The organism is Roseomonas haemaphysalidis (genome assembly GCF_017355405.1).
Taxonomy (GTDB): domain Bacteria; phylum Pseudomonadota; class Alphaproteobacteria; order Acetobacterales; family Acetobacteraceae; genus Pseudoroseomonas; species Pseudoroseomonas haemaphysalidis.
Genome location: NZ_CP061177.1, coordinates 3255985 through 3276491 on the forward strand (window position 1 = coordinate 3255985; position 20507 = coordinate 3276491).

General features: G+C 73.0%; 16 protein-coding genes and 1 other RNA gene. 14 read left to right on the forward strand and 3 right to left on the reverse strand.

Features of this window, described 5'->3' with window-relative positions; all coding sequences use genetic code 11:
* The first annotated feature begins 4 nt into the window (after window positions 1-4).
* Entirely contained in the window at window positions 5-532 is a 528-nt protein-coding gene (locus IAI59_RS15200; RefSeq protein WP_207418999.1) for an SspB family protein, read from the forward strand.
* Here IAI59_RS15200 and IAI59_RS15205 read toward each other — a convergent pair.
* A complete protein-coding gene (locus IAI59_RS15205; protein WP_207418998.1) occupies window positions 529-2133 on the reverse strand; it encodes a helicase HerA-like domain-containing protein in 1605 nt (534 codons plus the stop codon). The two genes, IAI59_RS15200 and IAI59_RS15205, sit on opposite strands and share 4 nt — an antisense overlap.
* 268 nt (window positions 2134-2401) lie before the next feature.
* Here IAI59_RS15205 and IAI59_RS15210 point away from each other — a divergent pair, with 268 nt between their 5' ends.
* The 6 genes from IAI59_RS15210 to IAI59_RS15235 all read left to right on the forward strand — a co-directional run bounded on the left by IAI59_RS15210 (window position 2402) and on the right by IAI59_RS15235 (window position 7118).
* Entirely contained in the window at window positions 2402-4045 is a 1644-nt protein-coding gene (locus tag IAI59_RS15210; protein ID WP_207419061.1) for a fumarate hydratase, read from the forward strand.
* Window positions 4046-4052: 7 nt separating this feature from the next.
* Window positions 4053-4454, forward strand: a complete 402-nt coding sequence (locus IAI59_RS15215) for a RidA family protein (protein ID WP_207418997.1) — start codon at window positions 4053-4055, stop codon at window positions 4452-4454.
* The gene (locus tag IAI59_RS15220; protein ID WP_207418996.1) at window positions 4454-4852 is read left to right on the forward strand and encodes a VOC family protein; all 399 of its coding nucleotides are present in this window, start codon (window positions 4454-4456) and stop codon (window positions 4850-4852) included. Before IAI59_RS15215 ends, IAI59_RS15220 begins: the two co-directional genes overlap by 1 nt.
* 102 nt (window positions 4853-4954) lie before the next feature.
* The gene (locus IAI59_RS15225; RefSeq protein WP_207418995.1) at window positions 4955-5296 is read left to right on the forward strand and encodes a hypothetical protein; all 342 of its coding nucleotides are present in this window, start codon (window positions 4955-4957) and stop codon (window positions 5294-5296) included.
* Between the two features lie 186 nt (window positions 5297-5482).
* Entirely contained in the window at window positions 5483-6895 is a 1413-nt protein-coding gene (locus IAI59_RS15230; RefSeq protein WP_207418994.1) for a class II fumarate hydratase, read from the forward strand.
* 4 nt (window positions 6896-6899) lie between these two features.
* A complete protein-coding gene (locus IAI59_RS15235) occupies window positions 6900-7118 on the forward strand; it encodes a ribbon-helix-helix domain-containing protein (protein ID WP_207418993.1) in 219 nt (72 codons plus the stop codon).
* Here IAI59_RS15235 and IAI59_RS15240 read toward each other — a convergent pair.
* Both IAI59_RS15240 and IAI59_RS15245 read right to left on the reverse strand, forming a co-directional pair.
* On the reverse strand, window positions 7115-10036 hold the full coding sequence (locus tag IAI59_RS15240) for an AsmA family protein (protein WP_207418992.1): 2922 nt from the start codon (window positions 10034-10036) through the stop codon (window positions 7115-7117). The genes IAI59_RS15235 and IAI59_RS15240 overlap by 4 nt on opposite strands.
* The gene (locus IAI59_RS15245) at window positions 10036-13683 is read right to left on the reverse strand and encodes a hydantoinase B/oxoprolinase family protein (protein WP_207418991.1); all 3648 of its coding nucleotides are present in this window, start codon (window positions 13681-13683) and stop codon (window positions 10036-10038) included. The genes IAI59_RS15240 and IAI59_RS15245 overlap by 1 nt, the downstream gene beginning before the upstream one ends.
* Before the next feature lie 179 nt (window positions 13684-13862).
* Here IAI59_RS15245 and IAI59_RS15250 point away from each other — a divergent pair, with 179 nt between their 5' ends.
* The 7 genes from IAI59_RS15250 (at window position 13863) to IAI59_RS15280 (ending at window position 20506) form a co-directional block, all read left to right on the forward strand.
* Window positions 13863-14621, forward strand: a complete 759-nt coding sequence (locus tag IAI59_RS15250; RefSeq protein WP_207419060.1) for a TerB family tellurite resistance protein — start codon at window positions 13863-13865, stop codon at window positions 14619-14621.
* A complete protein-coding gene (locus tag IAI59_RS15255; protein ID WP_272877390.1) occupies window positions 14618-15367 on the forward strand; it encodes an N-acetylmuramoyl-L-alanine amidase in 750 nt (249 codons plus the stop codon). Before IAI59_RS15250 ends, IAI59_RS15255 begins: the two co-directional genes overlap by 4 nt.
* Before the next feature lie 47 nt (window positions 15368-15414).
* Window positions 15415-15831, forward strand: an RNA gene (rnpB, locus tag IAI59_RS15260) — RNase P RNA component class A.
* A 287-nt stretch (window positions 15832-16118) separates the two neighbouring features.
* Window positions 16119-16592 carry a division/cell wall cluster transcriptional repressor MraZ gene (mraZ, locus tag IAI59_RS15265; RefSeq protein WP_207419058.1) on the forward strand — a complete coding sequence of 158 codons (474 nt, stop codon included), beginning with the start codon at window positions 16119-16121 and terminating at the stop codon, window positions 16590-16592.
* On the forward strand, window positions 16589-17536 hold the full coding sequence (rsmH, locus tag IAI59_RS15270; RefSeq protein ID WP_207418990.1) for a 16S rRNA (cytosine(1402)-N(4))-methyltransferase RsmH: 948 nt from the start codon (window positions 16589-16591) through the stop codon (window positions 17534-17536). The genes mraZ and rsmH overlap by 4 nt, the downstream gene beginning before the upstream one ends.
* Window positions 17521-18444 carry a cell division protein FtsL gene (ftsL, locus tag IAI59_RS15275; RefSeq protein ID WP_207418989.1) on the forward strand — a complete coding sequence of 308 codons (924 nt, stop codon included), beginning with the start codon at window positions 17521-17523 and terminating at the stop codon, window positions 18442-18444. Before rsmH ends, ftsL begins: the two co-directional genes overlap by 16 nt.
* 4 nt (window positions 18445-18448) lie before the next feature.
* Complete coding sequence (locus IAI59_RS15280) at window positions 18449-20506, forward strand: peptidoglycan D,D-transpeptidase FtsI family protein (protein ID WP_207418988.1); 2058 nt, start codon at window positions 18449-18451, stop codon at window positions 20504-20506.
* Window position 20507: the final 1 nt, after the last annotated feature.

Genomic DNA, 20507 nt, shown 5'->3' on the forward strand with positions numbered 1-20507 from the left:
CACGATGACGGATGACACGAAGCCGGTCGAAAGCCTGCTTCCCTATGACCGCTGGACCGAGGACGCGATGCGCGAGGTGGCGCTGCGCGCGCTGGACCATGCCGGCGCACATGGCCTGCCGGGCGACCACCATTTCTACCTGACCTTCCGCACCGACGCGCCCGGCGTGCAGATCCCCGGCCACCTGAAGGCGCGCTACCCGGACGAGATGACCATCGTCATCCAGCACCAGTTCTGGGACCTCAAGGTGGACCGCGCGGCGCAGACCGTGTCGATCGGCCTGTCCTTTGGCGGCGTGCCGGCGCAGCTCTCCATCCCCATCGCGGCGATGACGGCGTTCTGGGACCCGCATGTGCGCATCGGCCTGCGCTTCGGCCCGGTGGCCGAGGCGGAGGATGACGAGGGCGAGGCCGCCCTGCCCCCGGCCGGCGACCTGCCGGGCGAGGCGGCCGAGGCCACGCCGGCCGAGCCGGACGCGCCCGCCCAGGTGGTCAGCCTGGACGCCTTCCGCCGCCGCCCGTCCCGCGACTAGCGCTTCAGGAACGAGCCCAGCACGCCGCGCACCAGCGCGCGGCCGACCTGGCCGCCGATCTGCGAGCCGACGCCGCGCATCACCGACTTGGCCAGCGCCTCGGCCGGGCTTTGCCGCCGGCCGCCACCGCCGCTCAGGATGTCCGACAGAAAGCCGCCGCCATCGCTGGCGGGCTCGGCCCGCGGGCGGGGGGCGCGCGGCGCCGGGCCGCGGGGCACCGGTGGCAGCGTGGCGGCGCCGCCCCAGGGGTCGGTGCGCCGCACCGGCGCATCGCCCCAGGGGGAGCGCGGCGCGACCTCGGCCGGCGCGGTGGCGGCGCGCGATTGCAGCATCTCGTAGGCGGATTCGCGGTCCTCCACCGTGTCGTAGCGCCCGGCCATGGGGCTGGCGGCGATCAGCGCCGCGCGCTGCTCCGCCGTGATGGTGCCCATGCGGGACTGCGGCGGGCGGATTTTGGTCCGCTGCACCACGCCCGGCACGCCGCCGGGCTGCAGGGTGGACACCAGCGCCTCGCCCACCCCCAGCTCGGTGATCGCGGCCTCGGTGCTGAAGCTCTTGTTGGCGCGAAAGGTCTCGGCCGCCGCGCGCACCGCCTTCTGGTCGCCGGGGGTGAAGGCGCGCAAGGCGTGCTGCACCCGGTTGCCGAGCTGCCCCAGCACCGCCGGCGGCACGTCCAGCGGGTTCTGCGTCACGAAATACACGCCGACGCCCTTGGAGCGGATCAGCCGCACCACCTGCTCCACCTTTTCCAGCAGCGCCTTCGGCGCATCCTTGAACAGCAGGTGCGCCTCGTCGAAGAAGAACACCAGCTTGGGCTTCTCCAGGTCGCCCACCTCCGGCAGCTCCTCGAACAGCTCGGACAGCATCCACAGCAGGAAGGTGGCGTAAAGGCGCGGGCGCTGCACCAGATCCTCGGCGGCCAGGATGTTGACGGCGCCGCGGCCGTCGGGCGCCAGCAGCATCAGGTCGGTGAGCGCCAGGGCCGGCTCGCCGAAGAAGTGCTCTGCGCCCTGCTGCTCCAGCACCAGCAGGCGGCGCTGGATGGTGCCGATGGTGGCCTTGCCGACATTGCCGTAATGCGCCGACAGCTCCGGCGCGCGCTCGGCCACATGGGCCAGGATGGCGCGCAGGTCCTTGAAGTCCAGCAAGAGCAGCCCGTCGTCGTCGGCCAGCTTGAAGGCGATGTTGAGCACGCCTTCCTGGGTGTCGTTCAGCTCCAGGAGGCGCGCCAGCAGCAGCGGTCCCATCTCGGACACCGTGGCGCGGATCGGGTGCCCCAACTTGCCGAAGACGTCCCAGAACACCACCGGGGCCGCTTCATAGGCGAAGTCCGTGACGCCGGTCTTGTGCGCCCGCTCCTCCAGCTTGGGGTTGGGGGCCGCCGCCTGGCTCAGCCCGGCCAGGTCGCCCTTGATGTCGGCGCAGAACACCGGCACGCCCTGGCGGGAAAAGGCCTCGGCCATGATCTGCAGCGTGATGGTCTTGCCGGTGCCCGTGGCGCCCGCCACCAGCCCGTGCCGGTTGGCCAGCGGCAGGGACAGCCATTGCGGCGCGCCGTCGCCGCCCAAGCCCAGAAGAATCGCTTCCGCCGCCGTGCTCATGCCCGCATCCCTCGCAATCCGCGCCATAACGCCAGCAGAAGCCGATCGGCTGCCGCTGTCCAGCGGCGCGGCACGGCTTAGCGGTTGGCTTGCCGGGCCGCCTGCGCTACCTGCAACGCCGAGCGACGCCGCCCCTCCCGGCCGGCGCCGGGACCCGTCCGAACCTCCCCCTGCCGGAGCGCGCCCGATGAATACCCCCCTCGACACCCCGCCCGTTTCCGGCGCCGCCCCGCTGGCCGACACGCCGATCACCGAAACCGATGCCGGCATGCCCGTTTCCCAGCGCACGAAGGGCTTCGATTATTCGCCCATGCTGCCGCTGGGCGAGGACAAGACCACCTGGCGCAAGCTGGACATCGGCGGCGTGCGGACCATCGAGGTCGAGGGCAAGACGGTGCTCAAGGTCTCGCCCGAGGCGCTGGAGCAGCTGGCCTTCACGGCGTGCAAGGAGGTGTCCCACTTCCTGCGCCCCGGCCACCTGGAGCAGCTCGCCAAGATCCTGAAGGACCCGGAAGCCAGCGCCAACGACCGCTTCGTGGCGCTGGACCTCTTGAAAAACGCTTCCATCGCCGCCGGCGGCGTGCTGCCCATGTGCCAGGACACCGGCACCGCCATCGTCTTCGGCAAGAAGGGCCAGCGCGTCTGGGTCGAGGGCGACGAGGAGGAGGCGCTGAGCTACGGCGTCCACCGCACCTATACCGAGACCAACCTGCGCTATTCGCAGATGGCGCCGCTGACGGTGTTCGACGAAGTGAACACCGGCAACAACCTGCCCGTGCAGTTCGACATCTACGCCTCCCCCGGCGACCACCATGCGGACGAGTTCCACATGATGTTCGTGCTGAAGGGCGGCGGCTCGGCCAACAAGACCTTCCTGTTCCAGCAGACCCGCGCGGTGCTGAACAAGCCCAAGCTGCTGGCCTTCCTGGAAGAGAAGATCCGCACCCTCGGCACCTCCGCCTGCCCGCCCTACCACCTGGCCATCGTGATCGGCGGCACCTCGGCCGAGACGACGCTGAAGACCGTCAAGCTGGCATCGACCCGCTACCTCGACGGCCTGCCGACCCAGGGCAGCAAGGCCGGCCACGGCATCCGCGACCCGGAGCTGGAGCAGGAGGTGCACAAGCTGACGCAGAACCTCGGCATCGGCGCGCAGTTCGGCGGCAAGTATTTCTGCCACGACGTGCGGGTGATCCGCCTGCCGCGGCACGGCGCCAGCCTGCCCATCGGCATCGGCGTGTCCTGCTCGGCCGACCGGCAGGTGAAGGCCAAGATCACGCCGGAAGGCGTGTTCATCGAGGCGCTGGAGCACGACCCCGCCCGCTTCCTGCCGGAAGCGACCGACGACATCCTGGGCGGCGAGGTGGTCAAGATCGACCTCAACCAACCGATGGACGCCATCCGCGCCGAGCTGAGCCGCCACCCGGTCAAGACCCGCGTGTCGCTGACCGGCACCATCGTGGTGGCGCGCGACATCGCGCACGCCAAGCTGCAGGAGCGGCTGGACCGGGGCGAGGGCCTGCCGCAGTACCTGAAGGACCACCCGGTCTACTACGCCGGCCCCGCCAAGACGCCGGAAGGGATGCCCACCGGCTCCTTCGGCCCCACCACCGCCGGGCGGATGGACAGCTACGTGGCGGCCTTCCAGGAGGCCGGCGGCAGCCTGGTGATGCTGGCCAAGGGCAACCGCTCCAAGGCCGTGACCAAGGCCTGCCAACAGTTCGGCGGCTTCTACCTCGGCTCGGTCGGCGGCCCCGCCGCGCGCCTCGCGCAGGACTGCATCCGCAAGGTCGAGGTGCTGGAATATCCCGAGCTCGGCATGGAAGCGGTGTGGAAGATCGAGGTGGAGGACTTCCCTGCCTTTATCGTGGTCGACGACGAGGGCCACGACTTCTACGACGGCCTGGAGTAGCGCCGCCTTGGCCCGCCGCCTCGTCACCTCGGGCAGCCGCTTCGAGGAACAGATCGGCTATTCCCGCGCGGTGGTGGATGGCGACTGGGTGTTCGTGTCCGGCACCACGGGCATGGACTACAGCACCATGCGGCTGGAAGACGGCGTGGTGGCGCAGGCCGAGCGCGCCTTCGGCAACATCGACCTGGCGCTGCACGAGGCGGGTGCGACCATGGGGGACGTGGTCCGCGTCACCTACATCGTGCCCGAGCGCGCGGACTGGGAACCCTGCTGGCCGGTGACGCGCAAGTGGCTGGGGCGGGCGCGCCCCGCCGCCACGCTGCTGCACGCCGGGCTGCAGGACGAGGCCATGAAGATCGAGATCGAGGTGACCGCCCGGCTGCGGCGCCGGCAAGAGGATGCGCGCTGATGCGGTTTTCCGTCGACCGTCTGGACCACCTGGTCATCACCTGCCGCGACGAGGAGATCAGTGCCTCCTGGTACCAGCGCGTGCTGGGCATGGAGCGCGAGGCCTTCGGCGAGAAGCGCCGCACGGCGCTGCGCTTCGGCGGCCAGAAGATCAACCTGCGCCCGGCGGAGTCCAGCCAGGCCGACTGGTCGTCCAGCCACAATCCGCAGGTCGGCACCGTGGACCTGTGCTTCGTGGTGGCGGTGGGGCCGGACGACATCGTGTCCCACCTCCGCGAATGCGGCGTGACCATCGAGGACGGGCCGGCGCCCAAGGTCGGCGCGCTCGGCCCCATCACCTCGGTGTACTGCCGCGACCCGGATGGCAACCTGATCGAGATCAGCACCTACGGGCGCTGAGGCACAGTTGGTAACATCGCTCACCACGATCTTACCCCAGCGCCGCCATATTCCGGCGCTGATCGTCGCTATATTGGGGATGCGTAAGCCCAGGAGGGTGACATGACGAAAAGCTTCCGGGCCTTGGCCCTGGCCGGTCTGACCGGCGTGGCGCTGATGGCCGCTTCCCCCGCCGCCGAGGCCCAGGGTTGGCATCGCCGCGGCCCCGGTGGCGGTGCCGTGGCCGCCGGCATCATCGGCGGCCTGGCGGTGGGCGCCCTGGCGGGCGCCGCCATCGCCGCCCCGCCGCCGCCGGCTTATTACGCGCCGCCCCCGCCGCCCGCCTATTACGCGCCGCCGGTGGCCTACTACGCGCCGCCGCCGCCCGTGTACTACGCGCCGCCCCCGCCGCCGGTGGCCTATTACGCGCCGCCGCCGCGCTACTACGGCCGGCCTTACTGGTAAGGTTTCACGAACCCCCGGGGCAGCAGCCCCGGGGGTTTCGCATAGGCCCCCGCCTCCGGCCTCCCCATATCCGCGCCTGAGCCTTATGATCCAGGCGCTGAGGCCGCACTCCCCTGCGGTGGTCCGCAGCGCCGCCCGCCCGCCCCCGCCGCCCCGGGGCGAGGCCCAACGGGGAGCTTCCACCGCATGACCACCCGCACCGAAACCGACAGCCTCGGCACCATCGAGATCGAACAGGGCCGCTACTGGGGCCCGCAGACCGAGCGCGCCCGGCTGCTGTTCCGCATCGGCACGGAGCGCTTTCCGCGCGCGCTGATCCGCGCCGTGGGCCTGCAGAAGCAGGCGGCGGCCGAGGCCAACAAGCAGCTGGGCGAGTTGCCGGCCGAGATCGCCGACCCGATCGCCTCCGCCGCCGCCGAGATCGCGGAAGGGCTGCGTGACGCCGACTTCCCCCTGCCCGTGTGGCAGACCGGCTCCGGCACGCAAACCAACATGAACGCCAACGAGGTGATCTCCAACCGCGCCAACGAGGTGCTGGGATCGCCGCTGGGCAGCCGCAAGCCCGTGCACCCCAACGACCACGTCAACCGTGGCCAGTCCTCCAACGACAGCTTCCCCACCGTCATGCACATCGCGGCGGCGGAGGCGGTCACGGCGCGGCTGATCCCGGCGCTCAAGGTCCTGCACGCCTCGCTGAGCCGGCGCGCGGAGCAGTGGCAGAAGGTGGTCAAGGTGGGCCGCACCCACCTGATGGACGCGGTGCCCGTGACGCTGGGCCAGGAGTTCCATGCCTGGGCCAGCCAGATCGGCCACGGCATCGCCCGCGTGGAGGCCACCCTGCCCCGGCTGCTGCAGCTGCCCCAGGGCGGCACCGCCACCGGCACCGGGCTGAACACCCATGCCGCATTCGACCGCGTGTTCTGCGAGAAGGTGTCCGCCCTGACCGGCCTGCACTTCCGCGCCAACCCGGACAAGTTCGAGGGCATGGGGGCGCACGACGCCTTTGTGGAGCTGCACGGGGCGCTGAACGTGCTGGCGGTGTCCTGCAACAAGATCGCCAACGACGTGCGGCTGCTGGGCAGCGGCCCGCGGTCCGGCTTTTCCGAGCTGTTCATCCCGGCGGACGGGCTGTCCTCCTCCATCATGCCGGGCAAGACCAACCCGACGCAGTCGGAAGCGCTGACCATGGTGGCAGCCCAGGTGATGGGCAACCAGACCACCGTCACCGTCGCCGCGGCGCAGGGGCACCTGGAGCTCAACGTCTTCAAGCCGGTGATCATCCAGGCGGTGCTGCAATCGGTCACGCTGCTGGCCGATGCCACGGAATCCTTTGCCCACAACATGGTGGACAAGCTGGAGCCCAACCTGCCGCGCATCGCGGAAAACCTGGCCAAGTCGCTGATGCTGGTGACCGTGCTGAACCCGCGCATCGGCTACGACAAGGCCGTGCAGATCGGCAAAAAGGCCCTGGCGGAGAACCTGACGCTGCGCGACGCCGCCGAGCAGCTCGGCTTCGTGTCGCCCGCCGACTTCGACGCCTGGGTGAAGCCGGAGGAGATGGTCAGCCCCGGCGCCTCGCTGCCCGGCGGCGGCGGCTGAGAACATGACCGGCGCGCATCTGGAAAAGCGCTCCTTCTCGCTGGCGGGCCACCGCACCAGCGTGGCGCTGGAGCCGACTTTCTGGGGCGCGCTGGAAGCACTGGCGGCGGCGCAGGGCCGGCCGCTGGCCAAGCTGGTGCAGGCGGTGGACGAGCAGCGGCTGGACTCCGGCGTGCCGCTGACCAGCGCCCTGCGGGTGCAGGCGCTGCTGCACCGCCCCTAGGGCTGCGCCGCCTTCCAGCGCAGCCAGTCGGCTAGGTCAGGCACCCGGCGCGGCTGTTGCCACGGCCCGGTCAGGCGCAGCCCGAAAGGCGGGCCTTCCGGCGGTGCCAGCAGCAGCGCGAGGTCCAGGCTGCCGCGCGCCAAGTCCAGCTCGCCCGCCACCGTGGCGGCGCCGCCCTGCCCGTCCAGGGCAATGCGCCCCTGCTGCAACATGGCCCGCCCGGCATTCAGCCGCAGCGTGGCATCCAGCTGGTCGAAGGCCGTGGCGCCGCCCATCATGGCCCGCCGCAGCGCTTCCGCCGCGTCCGGCCGCGCGGCGGCGCGCAACGCCTCGCCAAGGTCGATGCCCGTCAGCGTGCCGCCGCGCAGCGTCACCTGCGCCGTGCCGCCCAGGGTGGACAGCATGGCGGCGGGGCTGTGGCCGGTGGCCCACAGGTCCAGCGCGGCATCGGCCTGCCCGGCCGACGCGTCAAGCGGCAGCCCGGACAGCGGCCCGGGCAGCGCCATGCCGGACAGCCGCAGCTGCGCCGTGGCCTGCGGCGGCGTGGCGGCGCCATCCAGCGTCGCCGTGCCTTCCGCCTGCCCGCCGGCCGCCTCCGCCCGCATCTGGTCCAGCGACAGGACGCCGCCATTCAGCCGCAGCGTGGCGGCGGCCTGGGTCAGGGTGGGGCCCCAGGGGGGCAGCACGCGCGCGGCGGTCAGGGCCAGCTCGGCATCCAGCAGCCGCAGCGGCGCCAGGGGCAACGGCTCCTCGCCGCCCAGCGGCGCGGGCAGCGGCAGGCGCTCGGCCTGAATGCGCCCGGTCAGGCGCGGCCGGGCGGCGGGCGCCAGGGCCAGGGCCAGCTGCCCGCCGGCGCGCAGCTGGCCGGCCACGAGGTCGATGCCATCCAACTGCCCGCCGCGCGGCGTGGCGGCGATGGCGGCGATCAGCGAAAACGAGCCCTCGCCCAGCCATTCCGGCGCGGGCACCTGCAGGGCCTCCGCCGCGAAGCGCGGCGCGCCGGGGTGGCGCAGCGTCAGCGTGCCGCCAAAGCGGCGGGCCTGGCTGTCCAGCGTGCCGCTGGCTTCCATGCGGGCCTCGCCCAGGTCCAGCCCGCCGCGCAGCGCCAGCGCGGTCAGCGGGCCGCTGGCGGACAGGCGCAGCGCCAGCGGCTGGCCGGCGATCGGTGCCGTGGCGTCGCGGATCGCGGGCCAGGTGGCCGGCAGCAGCGCCAGCATGGGCCGCGCCACGGGGGCGCTCACCTCCAGCGCCACGTCGGCCAGCCGCGCCGGGCTGGCGGGGGTGTTGCCGGCGGCGGCCGTGGCCGGGGCCAGCACGCCGCTCAGCGCCGCCTCGCCCCCCGCCAGCTTGGCGGACACGCGGCGCGCGGTCAGCCGGCCGGCTTCCAGCGCCGCGTCCACCGACAGCCGTTCCAGCGCGGTGCCGCGCCAGCTGGCCTGCTCGGCGGCCAGCCGCAGGTTGGCGTCCCAGCCGGTGTTGCCGGTGGCCAGCTCCAGCAGGTCGCCCCGCTCCGGCAGCCAGGCATCCAGGTCCAGCCGGTCGAAGCTGAGGCCGAGGCCCAGCGCCGGCCGCGTGCCTAAGCGCAGCACGCCGGCGCCGGAAATGCGCGCGCCGTCGATGGTGGCGGCGAATTCCGGCATGGCGACCTGGGTGTCTTCCAGCACCAGCCGCATGCGCCCCTCGCCCTGGCGCAGCAGCGTCGGCTCGGTGCGTTCCAGCTTCGCGCCCAGCGCCAGCAGCGTGGTGCGCAGGGTGCCGCCGGTGAAGCGGATGGCCGTTTCCAGCTTGCCGCCGGCGCCGGGGCGCCCGGTGCTGGCGCCCGACAGCTCGATGCTGGTGTCGCCCGGCAGAATGGCCGCGACATCGGACAGCGTCAGCTGCTCGCCGTCCAGAAAGGCCGCCGCGCGCAGCCGGCGCAGGGTGATGCCGCCGGCCGTCGCCGCCTCGGCCGAAAGGTCGATGCCGAAGGGCAGCATCCAGGCGCCCGCGGACTGCGCCGCGTTGGCCTGGGCCTGGCGCAACGCCGCCACCCAGGGGTCCAGCGCCACCCGGCCGGTGGCCAGCGACAGGTCCAGCCGTGGTTCGGGCGCCAGCCGCAGCGTGGCGGCGCCGCGGGCCGGGCTGCCGGCGATGTCCAGCGCCAGGTCGTCGGCGGTCAGCAGGTCGGCGGTGGCGGACAGGCGGCCACGCAGGCGGAAGTTGCCGCCGGGGCCGGGCAGCAGGGCCGCCAGGTCGTTGCCGCCGCCCTGCAACGTGCCCTCGAAGCCGCCCTGCGGCAGCAGCACGCCGCTGGCGGACAGCGAGGCATTGCTGGCGGACACGGTCAGCGCCAGCGGCGCCGCGTCGTCGTCGCCCGGGCGGCTCAGGCTGGTTTGGAAGGTGGCGTCCAGCCCGCGCCAGCGGAAGCGGCCGTCGATGCGCAGCGCGTCCAGCGTGCCGCCGGCGGCGAGGTCCGCCGTCACCTGCTCCAGCGCCACGGAGCCGATGGTGATGCGGCTGTCCTCGATGCGGCCGCGCAGCCCGGTCAGCCACGGCGGCGGACGGAAGGACTGGGCGGAGGTGGGCGGCCAGGGCAGCCGCACCTCGGCGCCCACCAGCACCACCTCGCGCGGTTCCAGGCGCAGGCGCAGCAGCGCCCCGAGGTCGAGCCGCAGCCGCAGCGCGCGGGCCTGGATGGACAGGCCGCTGTCGGCATCGCCGATGGTCACGCCGCCGGCTTCCAGCATGGGCTGCGGCAGCAGCGCCAGCTTCACCGGTCCGGTCAGCATCACCGGCTGGCCCAGCCGCCCGGCGGCCAGGATGGCCAGCCGGTCGCGGTGCTCGTTCCAGTCGGTCAGGCGCGGGCCGAACCACAGCGCGAGCAACAGCAGCGGCAGCAGCACCAGCAGGCCGAGGCCGAGGCGGCGGGACCAGCCCATCAGCGGGCGGGCTTTCCCCAGCCGCCGCCGCCGGGGGTTTCCAGCCCCAGCACGTCGCCGGCGGCCAGGTCAGCCCGGTCGCGGCCACCCATGGGCTGCACGCCGCCATCGGCGCGCTCCACCCATTGCCGGCCGGGGGCGCCGTCGGCGCCGCCATGCAACCCGTGCGGCGGCACCTCGCGCCGGGACGCCACGATGATCGCCTGCATGGGCCGCAGAAAGCGGATGCGGCGCCGGGCGCCATCGCCGCCACGCCATTGCCCGGCGCCGCCGGAGCCGCGGCGGATGGAGAATTCCTCCAGCCGCACCGGGTAGCGCAGCTCCAGGATCTCCGGGTCGGTCATGCGGGTGTTGGTCATGTGGGTTTGCACGGCGGAAGCGCCGTCGAAGCCCGGGCCGGCGCCGACGCCGCCGCACACCGTCTCGTAGTACTGGTAGGTGCTGTCGCCGAACAAAAGATTGTTCATGGTGGCCTGGGCGCTGGCGCAGCTGTCCAGCGCCGCCAGCAGGGCGTTGCACACGGCCTGCGATACTTCCGTATTGCCTGCCACTACGGCGGCCCCGGGGCGCGGCGACAGAAAGGTGCCCTCGGGCAGCACGATGGTCAGCGGCACCAGGCAGCCGTCGTTGAGCGGGATGTCGCCGCCCGCCAGGCAGCGGAAGCAGTACAGCACCACGGCATGCAGCACGGCGGGGGGCGCGTTGAAGTTGCCCGGGCTTTGCGGCCCGGTGCCGGAAAAGTCGATGGTCGCGGCCCGCGCCGCGCGGTCCACCCGCACCGCCACGCGCAGCGGCGCGCCATCGTCCATGGTGTAGGCGAACGCGCCGTCGGACAGCCGGTCGATGGCGGCGCGGACGCTTTCCTCCGCGTTGTCCATGACGTGGCGCATGTAGGCGCGCACGGTGTCCAGCCCGAAGTCGCGCACGGCGCGCTGCAATTCCTGCACGCCCGTCTCGTTGGCGGCAACCTGCGCCTTGACGTCGGCCACGTTCACGTCCGGGCTGCGGGCCGGGTACTTGGCGCCGGCCAGCAGGGCGCGGAACTCCGCCTCGCGGATCCGCCCGCCATCGACCAGCAGGAAGTCGTCGATCACCACGCCCTCCTCCTCCAGCGTCGTGGAGTTGGGGGGCGTGGAGCCGGGGGTCAGGCCGCCGATATCGGCGTGATGCCCGCGCGAGCCGACGAAGAACAGGATCTCCGCCCCCGCCTCGTCGAACACCGGCGTCACCACCGTGATGTCCGGCAGGTGGTTGCCGCCATTGTAGGGGTTGTTCAGCGCCACCACGTCGCCCGGCTTCAGGGTGGCGCTCCGGGAGCGGATCACGGCGCGCACGCTTTCGCCCATGGCGCCCAGGTGCACCGGCACGTGCGGCGCATTGGCCACCAGCCGCCCGCCCGCATCGAACAGCGCGCAGGAGAAGTCCAGCCGTTCCTTGATGTTGACGGACAGCGAGGTGTTCTGCAGCACCAGCCCGGTCTGCTCGGCGATGCTCATGAACAGGTTGTTGAACAGCTCCAGCAGCACCGGGTCGGGCCTGCCGGTGGCGGCGGCGAGGGCGTTGGCGCGGGGCGCGGTGCGGCGCAGCACCAGGTGGTTCAGGGCGGTGACCTCGGCGGTCCAGCCCGGCTCCACCACCGTGGTGGCGATCGCCTCGCGGATCAGCGCCGGGCCGGGGATGCGGTCGCCGGCCAGCAGGGCATCGCGGTCGAACACCGGTGCGTCCTGCGCCGCGCCGGCGGTGAACAGGGACACGGTGGCCAGCGGCACCGGCGCCTCGCCCGCCGGGCGGGGGGCCAGGGCGGGCTCGTCCACCGCCTCGCCGGGGGCGATGCTTTCCACCACGCAGGCTTCCACCACCACCGGGCGCTCCGGCGTTGCGAAGCCGAAGCGGCGGCGGTGCGCCTCGGTGAAGGCGGCCAGCACCGTGGCGTGGTCGCCAAAGGCGATGGGCAGCACGCTGTCGGTGCCGGCGTAGCGCAGGTGCAGGCGGCGCTCGGCGCGCAGGCGGGCGGCGGCGTCGCCCTCCTTGCCGCCGCTCTGGGCCAGCAGCGCGGCGCGGCCCTGTTCCGCCAGCGAATCGAGCTGCGCCGCCAGCGCGGCCATGCCCTCCGGTGCCAGCGGCGCTTCCACCGGCGCCTCGCCGATCACGCCCTGGTCGGCCAGCCCCATGCCGTAGGCGGAGAGCACGCCGGCGAAGGGGTGGATGAACACCGTTTCCATGCCCAGCTCGTCCGCCACCAGGCAGGCATGCTGGCCGCCGGCGCCGCCGAAGCACTGCAAGGCGAAGCGGGTGGCGTCGTGGCCCTTCTGCACCGACACCTGCTTGATGGCATTGGCCATGTTGGCCACCGCGATGCGCAAAAAGCCTTCCGCCAGCGCGCGCGGGTCCTGGGCGGGCGCGCCGGTCGCGGCGGCGACCTCCGCGGCCAGCGCCGCGAACTTGTCCCGCACCACCGACGCGTCCAGCGGCTGGTCGCCCTGGGGGCCGAACAGGGCGGGGAACTGCGCGGGCTGGATCTTGCCCACCATGACGTTGGCGTCCGTCACCGTCAGCGGGCCGCCGCGGCGGTAGCTGGCGGGGCCCGGCACGGCGCCGGCCGAATCCGGCCCGACCCGGAAGCGCGCGCCGTCGAAATGCAGGATGGAGCCGCCGCCGGCCGCCACCGTGTTGATGGCCATCATCGGGGCGCGCATGCGGATGCCGGCCACCACCGTCTCGAAGGCCCGTTCAAAGGCGCCGGCGTAGAGCGCCACGTCCGTGGAGGTGCCGCCCATGTCGAAGCCGATGATGCGGTCGAACCCCGCCATGGCCGCCGTGCGCGCCGCGCCGACAATGCCGCCCGCCGGCCCGGACAGGATGGCGTCCTTGCCCTGAAAGGTTTCCGCGAGGGTCAGCCCGCCAGAGGACTGCATGAAGTACAGGCGCGGCGCCTCGGCCCCCGCCGCCGGGCGCAGCTCCTCGCCCACCTGCTCCACGTAGCGGCGCAGGATGGGGGACAGGTAGGCGTCCACCACCGCCGTGTCGCCGCGCGGCACGATGCGCGGCAGGGGGCTGGCCTGGTGGCTCAGCGTCACCTGGGTGAAGCCGGCCTCGCGGGCGATGGCGCCGAGGCGCTGCTCGTGCGCCGGGTTGGTCCAGCTGTGCATCAGCACCACCGCCACGGCGCGGATGCCGGCCGCGAAGGCCGCGTCCAGCGCCTGCCGGGCGGCGGCCTCGTCCAGCGGCGCCACCTCGGCGCCGTCGGGGCCGATGCGGCCGCCGACCTCGGCCACCCGCTCGTGCAGCAGCTCCGGCAGGCGGATGTCGAGGTCGAACAGCCGGGGGCGCGCCTGGTTGCCGATGCGCGGCATGTCCGCGAAGCCGGGGTTGACCAACAGCAGCACCCGCTCGCCCTTGCGCTCCAGCAGGGCGTTGGTGGCGACCGTGGTGCCCATCTTCACCGCCTCCACCACCCCGGGCGGGATGGCGGCGCCGTCCGGCAGGCCCAGGGTGGCGCGGATGCCGGCGACGGCGGCGTCGCGGTAGCGCTCCGGATTCTCCGACAGCAGCTTGCGGGTGGACAGGCGGCCGGCGGGGTCGCGCGCCACGATGTCCGTGAAGGTGCCGCCGCGATCCACCCAGAACTGCCAGCCCCTCGCGCCCATCGTGATCTCCAGCCTGTCTGTTTCCCCCGTGTGGCGCCCGGGCGCGCGGCTTGCAACCGCTTTGCCGCCGTTTGCCGCCGCTTTGCCTCGGCTTTGCTTCCCCAGGAGCACAGCCCGGCATGGCAGCGTGCGATGCGGCATGGTAGGGCAGGAGGGAGCGGATCGGGAGCGGCGTGGCCTTGAGTTTCTGGGGCAAGATCATCGGCGGCATGGCGGGCTTCGCGATGGGCGGGCCGTTCGGCGCCGTGATGGGCGCGGCCCTGGGCCACGCGGCGGAGAACGGCACCCGCGCGCCCGAGCTGGACCCCCGGCCGGAGCTGGCCGCGCAGATCACCAACCGCGACCAGCTCTTTTCCATCGGCGTGATCGTGCTGTCCGCCAAGCTGGCCAAGAGCGACGGCCCGGTGAAGCGCGAGGAGATCGACGCCTTCAAGCGGGTGTTCCGCATTCCGGACGAGAACATGCGCGACGTCGGCCTGCTGTTCGACCGCGCCCGCGAAGCCCAGGGCGGCTACGAGGCCTTCGCCAACCGCATGGGCGTGGTCTTCGCCGACACGCCGCAGATGCTGGAGGAGGTGCTGACCGCCCTGCACCACATCGCCCGCGCCGATGGCCCGCTGACCCGCGGCGAGGCCATCTTCCTGGCCCGCGTGCGCACCGCCTTCCGGCTGGACGAGGCGGCGGGCGAGCGCGCCAGCACCGGCCGCGCCCGCGGCGTGGAGCCGATCGGCGTCGACCCCTATTCCGTGCTGGGCGTGCGCGAAGGTGCCTCGGACGAGGAAGTGCGGCTGGCGTGGCGCCAGTTGATGCGCGAGCACCACCCGGACAGCCTGGCCGCCAAGGGCGGCATGTCGGAGGAGCTGATGCGCGGCGCCACGCGCCGGGTGGCGGAGATCAACGCCGCCTGGGACCGCATCAAGCGGGCGCGCAACCTGTGACCCCCGCCCCGCGCGAGTGCCCCAGCCCCAACCATGACGAGCGGCCGCCCGGCACGCCGGTGGATATGCTGGTGCTGCATTACACCGGCATGAAGACCGCCAGGGCGGCGCTGGACCGGCTGTGCGACCCCGAACCGCCGGCGCCGCTGCCCCGCGTGTCCTGCCATTACCTGGTGGAAGAGGACGGGCTGGTGTGGCGGCTGGTGCCGGAGGAGCGCCGTGCCTGGCATGCCGGCGTGTCCTTCTGGCGGGGCAACCAGACACTGAACGGCCGTTCCATCGGCATCGAGATCGTCAATCCCGGCCACGAGTGGGGCTATCGCGAGTTTCCGGCGTTGCAGATGGCGGCGGTGGCCGACCTGTGCCTGGACATCCTGGGCCGCCACCCCATCCCGGCGGTGAACGTGGTGGGGCACAGCGACATCGCGCCCGACCGCAAGCAGGACCCGGGCGAGTTGTTCGACTGGGAAGGGCTGGCCGCCAACGGCATCGGCTTCTGGCCCGTGGGCGTGGACGGCAGCGGCGGCGACCGGCCGGACGGCGGCATGGCGCGGGCGGCGGCGCTGCTGTCGCGCATCGGCTATCCCGTGGACCCGGCGCGGCCGGCGGTGGCGCTGCGGGCCTTTCAGCGCCGCTTCCGCCCCGAGCGGGTGGATGGCGAGGCCGACTCCGGCACCCTGGCGCGGCTGGATGCCGTGGCAGCGCTGGCCGATGCCGGCGCCCGGCCGGACAGCTTGGCGGGCTGACCCCCCGATTGACTTCCCCGCCGCGCCAGCGCACTTGCTGCCCCGCGTCAGACGGCCGGGCGGCCGCTGGCACGGGAGCGATCCCGTGCTGGAGGAAAGTCCGGGCTCCACGGGAATACGGTGCCGGTCAACGACCGGCGGGGGCGACCCCAGGGACAGTGCCACAGAAAACAAACCGACCGCGCGACTCCGGTCTCGCGGGGATGGGTGAAACGGTGCGGTAAAAGCGCACCGCGCCCCTGGCGACAGGGGCGGCAGGGTAAACCCCACCGGGAGCAAGGCCGAATAGGGGGAACCGGCGGGATGGCCCGAAAGGGTACCGACCGCAGGGGCGTTCCCGCCCCGTTCCCCGGGTTGGCCGCGTGAGGCTCGGTGCGAACCGAGTCCCAGAGGAATGGTCGCCTATCCTGGCGGAGTCGCATCCGCCAGGGGGACAGAACCCGGCTTACAGGCCGTCTGACGCACCCAGGACACAGTCTGCATCATTTCTGGCGATTCCACTGAAGCTCGCGCTTCAAGTGGTTGATCGCGCACGTTTTGGCCAGATGCGCAACCCCGGTTTAGCCCTTGCTGACTGGTTACAACCCATGATATCCCATGCCATCCCATAAACGATCCATGAGCTCGGGGGGGCGAAGGATCGGTGCAGGGATGGTCGGGTGAGCCGGTGGGGTCGGGGGACCTCACCGGCCGCTTTCCCGGCCGATACGTGCCGCAAGGCATGCCGCGAAGGGGGATAGGCGGCGACATCATGGCCCGGTTCATGGGGACACACACCAATCGGCTGGATCGGAAGGGGCGCACTTCCGTTCCCGCTCCGTTTCGGGCCGAACTGGCGCGCCTCGGGACCGAAGAGATCGTGATCCGCCCTTCCCACCGCGACAACTGCCTGGAAGCCTGGCCGATGCCGGCCTTCGAGGCGCTGGCCGGCGGCCTGGACCAGTTCGATGTGTTTTCCGACGCGCAGGATGACATGGCCGCCGCCCTGTTTGCCGATGCGCATCCGATGCGCCCCGACGCCGAAGGCCGCATCCTGCTGCCCGAGCTGCTGATCTCCCATGCCGGCCTTGGCGAATCCATCTCCTTCGTGGGCCTGGGCAAGATGTTCCAGATCTGGGAGCCCGAGGCCGCCCGGCGCCACACGGAGGCCGCGCGCGAGCGGGCCCGCGAGCGCGCCCTGACGCTGCGCGCCGCCGCCGCCGCCGGCCCGGGAAGCGCGGCATGAACGCCATGACCCCCGGCCACATCCCGGTCATGCTGGCGGAGGTGCTGCAAACCCTCGCCCCGCGCGACGGCGGCCGCTACCTGGACGGCACCTTCGGCGGCGGTGGCTATGCCTCGGCCATTCTGGGGGCGGCCGACTGCACGCTGCACGCCATCGACCGCGACCCGGACGCCATTGCCCGGGGCGCCGCCGTGGCCGCGCGCTTTCCCGGCCGGCTGCACCTCGTGCAGGGCCGCTTCGGCGACATGGCGGAGTTGGTGGAAGGGCCGCTGGACGGCATCGTGCTGGACCTCGGCGTGTCGTCCTTTCAGATCGACCAGGCGGAGCGCGGCTTTTCGTTCCGCTTTGACGGCCCGCTGGACATGCGCATGGAACGCGACGGGCCTTCCGCCGCCGACCTGGTGAACCGCCTGCCCGAGGCCGAGCTGGCCGACGTGCTGTGGCAGCTGGGCGAGGAGCGGCATTCCCGCCGCATCGCCCGCACCATCGTCGCCGCCCGGCGGGAGGCACCGATCGAGACCACCGCGCAGCTGGTCAAGATCATCCATTCCTGCATGCCGCGCGACCCGTCCGGCATGGACAGCGCGACGCGCTCCTTCCAGGCGCTGCGCCTGAAGGTGAACGACGAGCTGGGCGAGGTGGAGCGTGGCCTCAAGGCCGCGGCCTCCCTGCTGGCGCCCGGCGGCCGATTGGTTGTGGTGGCGTTTCATTCGCTGGAAGACCGCCTCGTCAAGCGTTTCATGCAGCAGGTGGCCGGGCGCGCGCCGGGGGTTTCCCGGTACGTGCCCGTCAACCTGGACCGGCCGGGGGCGGCGCCCTTCCGGCTGGTGGTCAACAACGCCCTGCGTCCCGGGGAGGCCGAGACATCGGCCAACCCGCGTGCCCGTTCCGCCCGGCTGCGGGTCATCGAGAGAATTGAGGAGGCATCATGTTCCGCCCCCTGACCGTCATCGCCATCACCGCCTTCTGCGTGGTCGGCTGGAACGTGTACCGCGCCGAGGACGCCGCACGGCACCTCGACCGCGAGTTGCGTGATCTCCAGCGCCGCACGGAGCAGGCGCGCGACCGCACCCAGGTGCTGAAGGCGGAGTGGGCCCTGCTCAACGAGCCGGAGCGGCTGCGCCAGGTGGCGCAGAAGTACCTGCCGCTGGAAACCATGACGCCCGCGCAGTTCCTGCGCCTGCCGGAGCTGGAGCGGAAGCTGCCGGTGGCGGTGGCCTTTGCCGGGCCGGTCAACCTGTTCGCCCCGCCGCCGGGCGCCGCCACGGCGGTGGCCGCCGCCGAGCCGCCGCACCCGCCCGCCGCGGCCCCCCCGGTGACCGCCCCGGTGGCCGTGGCCGCCGCCCATGCGGCGCCGCCGCCCGCGCTGGTGGCCGCCGCGCGCGCCGCGACGCCGCCCGCCGCCTCTCTGCCCACCACGGTCGCCGCCGCCCGCCCGGCGCCGCGCCCAGAGCCGGTGCAGGCCGAGGCCCGCCCGGCGCCGGTGGCCGTGGCCCGCGCCGAGGAGCCGCGCCGCCGCCTGCCGCTGCCCGTGCCCCGCGCCGAAACGGTGGCGCTGCGCGAGCCCGCGCCGGTGGCCGTGCCCGCCCCGGTGCGCGAAGCCGCGCCGCGCCGCGAGGCGACGGTGGCCGAAGCCGTCCGCCCCGGCCTGCTGCGCCAGGCGATGCACATGCCGATCAGCTCCGCCAATGCCGCCACCCTGCCGGTGCCGGGCACGGGCGGCAGCATCGGCGCGCCGAGCGGCTCGCCGTATGGCGGCTCCTCGCTGGGCGGCTCCAGCCTGGGCGGCGTGGCGCGCGGCGGGCTGGCCGCCCCCGTGCCGATGCTGCCCGCCCCCGTGCCGGTGCGCTGAGCCCATGCGCGACCACCTGCCCCCGCCTTCCCCGGACTCGGTGCCGACGCGCGGCTTCGCCCATCTGCGGCAGCCGGCGGCGGTGGATGATGGCGCGCCGCCGGTCGGCCCCCGCGCCGCGCATGTGCGCGTGACGCAGCCCGACCTGCTGCGCCGCGCCCAGCTTGAGAAGAGCCGCGGGCGGCTGGTGGTGGCGGCGCTGGGCTTCGGCGCGCTGTTTCTGGCGGTGGCCGGCAAGCTGGCCTGGTCCACCGTGGTGGCGCCGGCCGAGCCGACGCGCCTCTACGCCGCGCTGCGCGCCGTGGCGCCGCCGGCCGAGCACGCGGCTTCCCGCGCGCCGATCATGGACCGCAACGGCGAGATGCTGGCGATGTCGCTGCCGGTGACGGCGCTGACCGCCAACCCGCGCGTGCTGCACAACGTGCCGGACGTGGCCGACCGCCTGCGCACCGTGCTGCCGCAGCTGGACCGCGCCAAGCTGATCGAGCGTCTTTCGGGCGACCGCGGCTTCGTCTACATCCAGCGCGCCCTGACCCCGCGCGAGCAGCAGGGGATCATCAACCTCGGCATCGCCGGCGTGGACTTCGAGCACGCGGAGCGCCGCTACTACCCGCAGGGCCGCGCCGCCGTGCACGTGCTCGGCAACATCGACGTGGACGGCAAGGGGCTGTCGGGCGTCGAGCGGTATTTCAACGAGCGGCTGAGCACGCGGCGCGACGACCCGCTGCGGCTGTCCATCGACGTGCGCGTGCAGCTGGCGCTGCGCGATTCCGTCAGCCAGGCGATCTCGGACTTCAACGGCATCGGCGGCGTGGGCGTGGTGCTGGACATCAACAGCGCCGAGGTGATCGGCATGGTGAGCCTGCCGGACTACGACGCCAGCGACATCACCGCCGCCACCAACGACCAGCGCTTCAACCGCGCCACCGTGGGCGTGTACGAGCCGGGCTCCACCTTCAAGCTGCTGACCGCCGCGGCGGCGCTGGAGTACGGCACCGCCAACGTCTACACCAGCCGCTTCGACGCATCGCGCCCCATCCGCTACGGCCGCTTCACCATCAGCGACTACAAGGGCAAGAACCGCGTCATCTCCTTTCCCGAGGTGCTGGCCTATTCGTCCAACCTCGGCGCCGCGCACATGGCCGCGACCTTCGGGCCGCAGCGCCAGCGCGAATTCCTGCGCAGTGCCGGCATGCTGGGCCGGCAAAGCCTGGAGCTTCCGGAAACCGCGCTGCCGCTGGTGCCGCCCGCCAACTCCTGGCGCGAAATCAACATGTTCACCATCGCCTTCGGCCATGGCATCAGCGTCACGCCGATGCACGTGGTCACCGGCATCGCGGCCATCGCCAATGGCGGCATCCTGCGCCAGCCGACGCTGCTGGCCCAGCCGCCCGGCACCGTGCGCGACGGCACGCGCATCGTCAGCGAGCGGACCAGCGACATCGTGCGCCGCCTGATGCGCCTGGTGGTGACCGACGGCTCGGCCAAGGGCGCCGAGGTGCCGGGCTACTTTCTGGGCGGCAAGACCGGCACGGCGCAGAAGACCGGCCCGCGCGGCGGCTACCTGCCCAACAAGCGCATTGCCGCCTTTGTCGGCGCCTTTCCGATCAACGCGCCGCGCTACGCGCTGTACGTGATGATCGACGAGCCGAACCCCAACGCCAACTCGCACGGCTACGCGACCGCCGGCTGGGTGGCGGCGCCGGCCGCGCAGCGCGTGATCAGCCGCATCGCCCCCATCCTGGGGCTGGTGCCGGAAGACCCCGCCAACTCCGCCATCATCGCCGCCACCAGCATTCCGCTGCAGCCGCGCGGCAACCCCACCGCCGCCCCGGCCGTGGCCGGCGCGCCGCGCGCGCCAAGCGTCTCGCCCGCGCTCAGCACCCGCCCGGCCGAGCCGCGCCCGCCGGCGCGCCCCACCGCGTCGCCCACTCAGGGGCTGCAGCCGCCCGGCTACCGCCCGCCGGCGCAGGGCACGCCCTCGCTGCGCCTAACCTCCGTTTCGCCGCAGGTGACGGGAAACCTGGCGCGCGAGGCGGGGCTGTCCCTTGCACCTCGCTGAC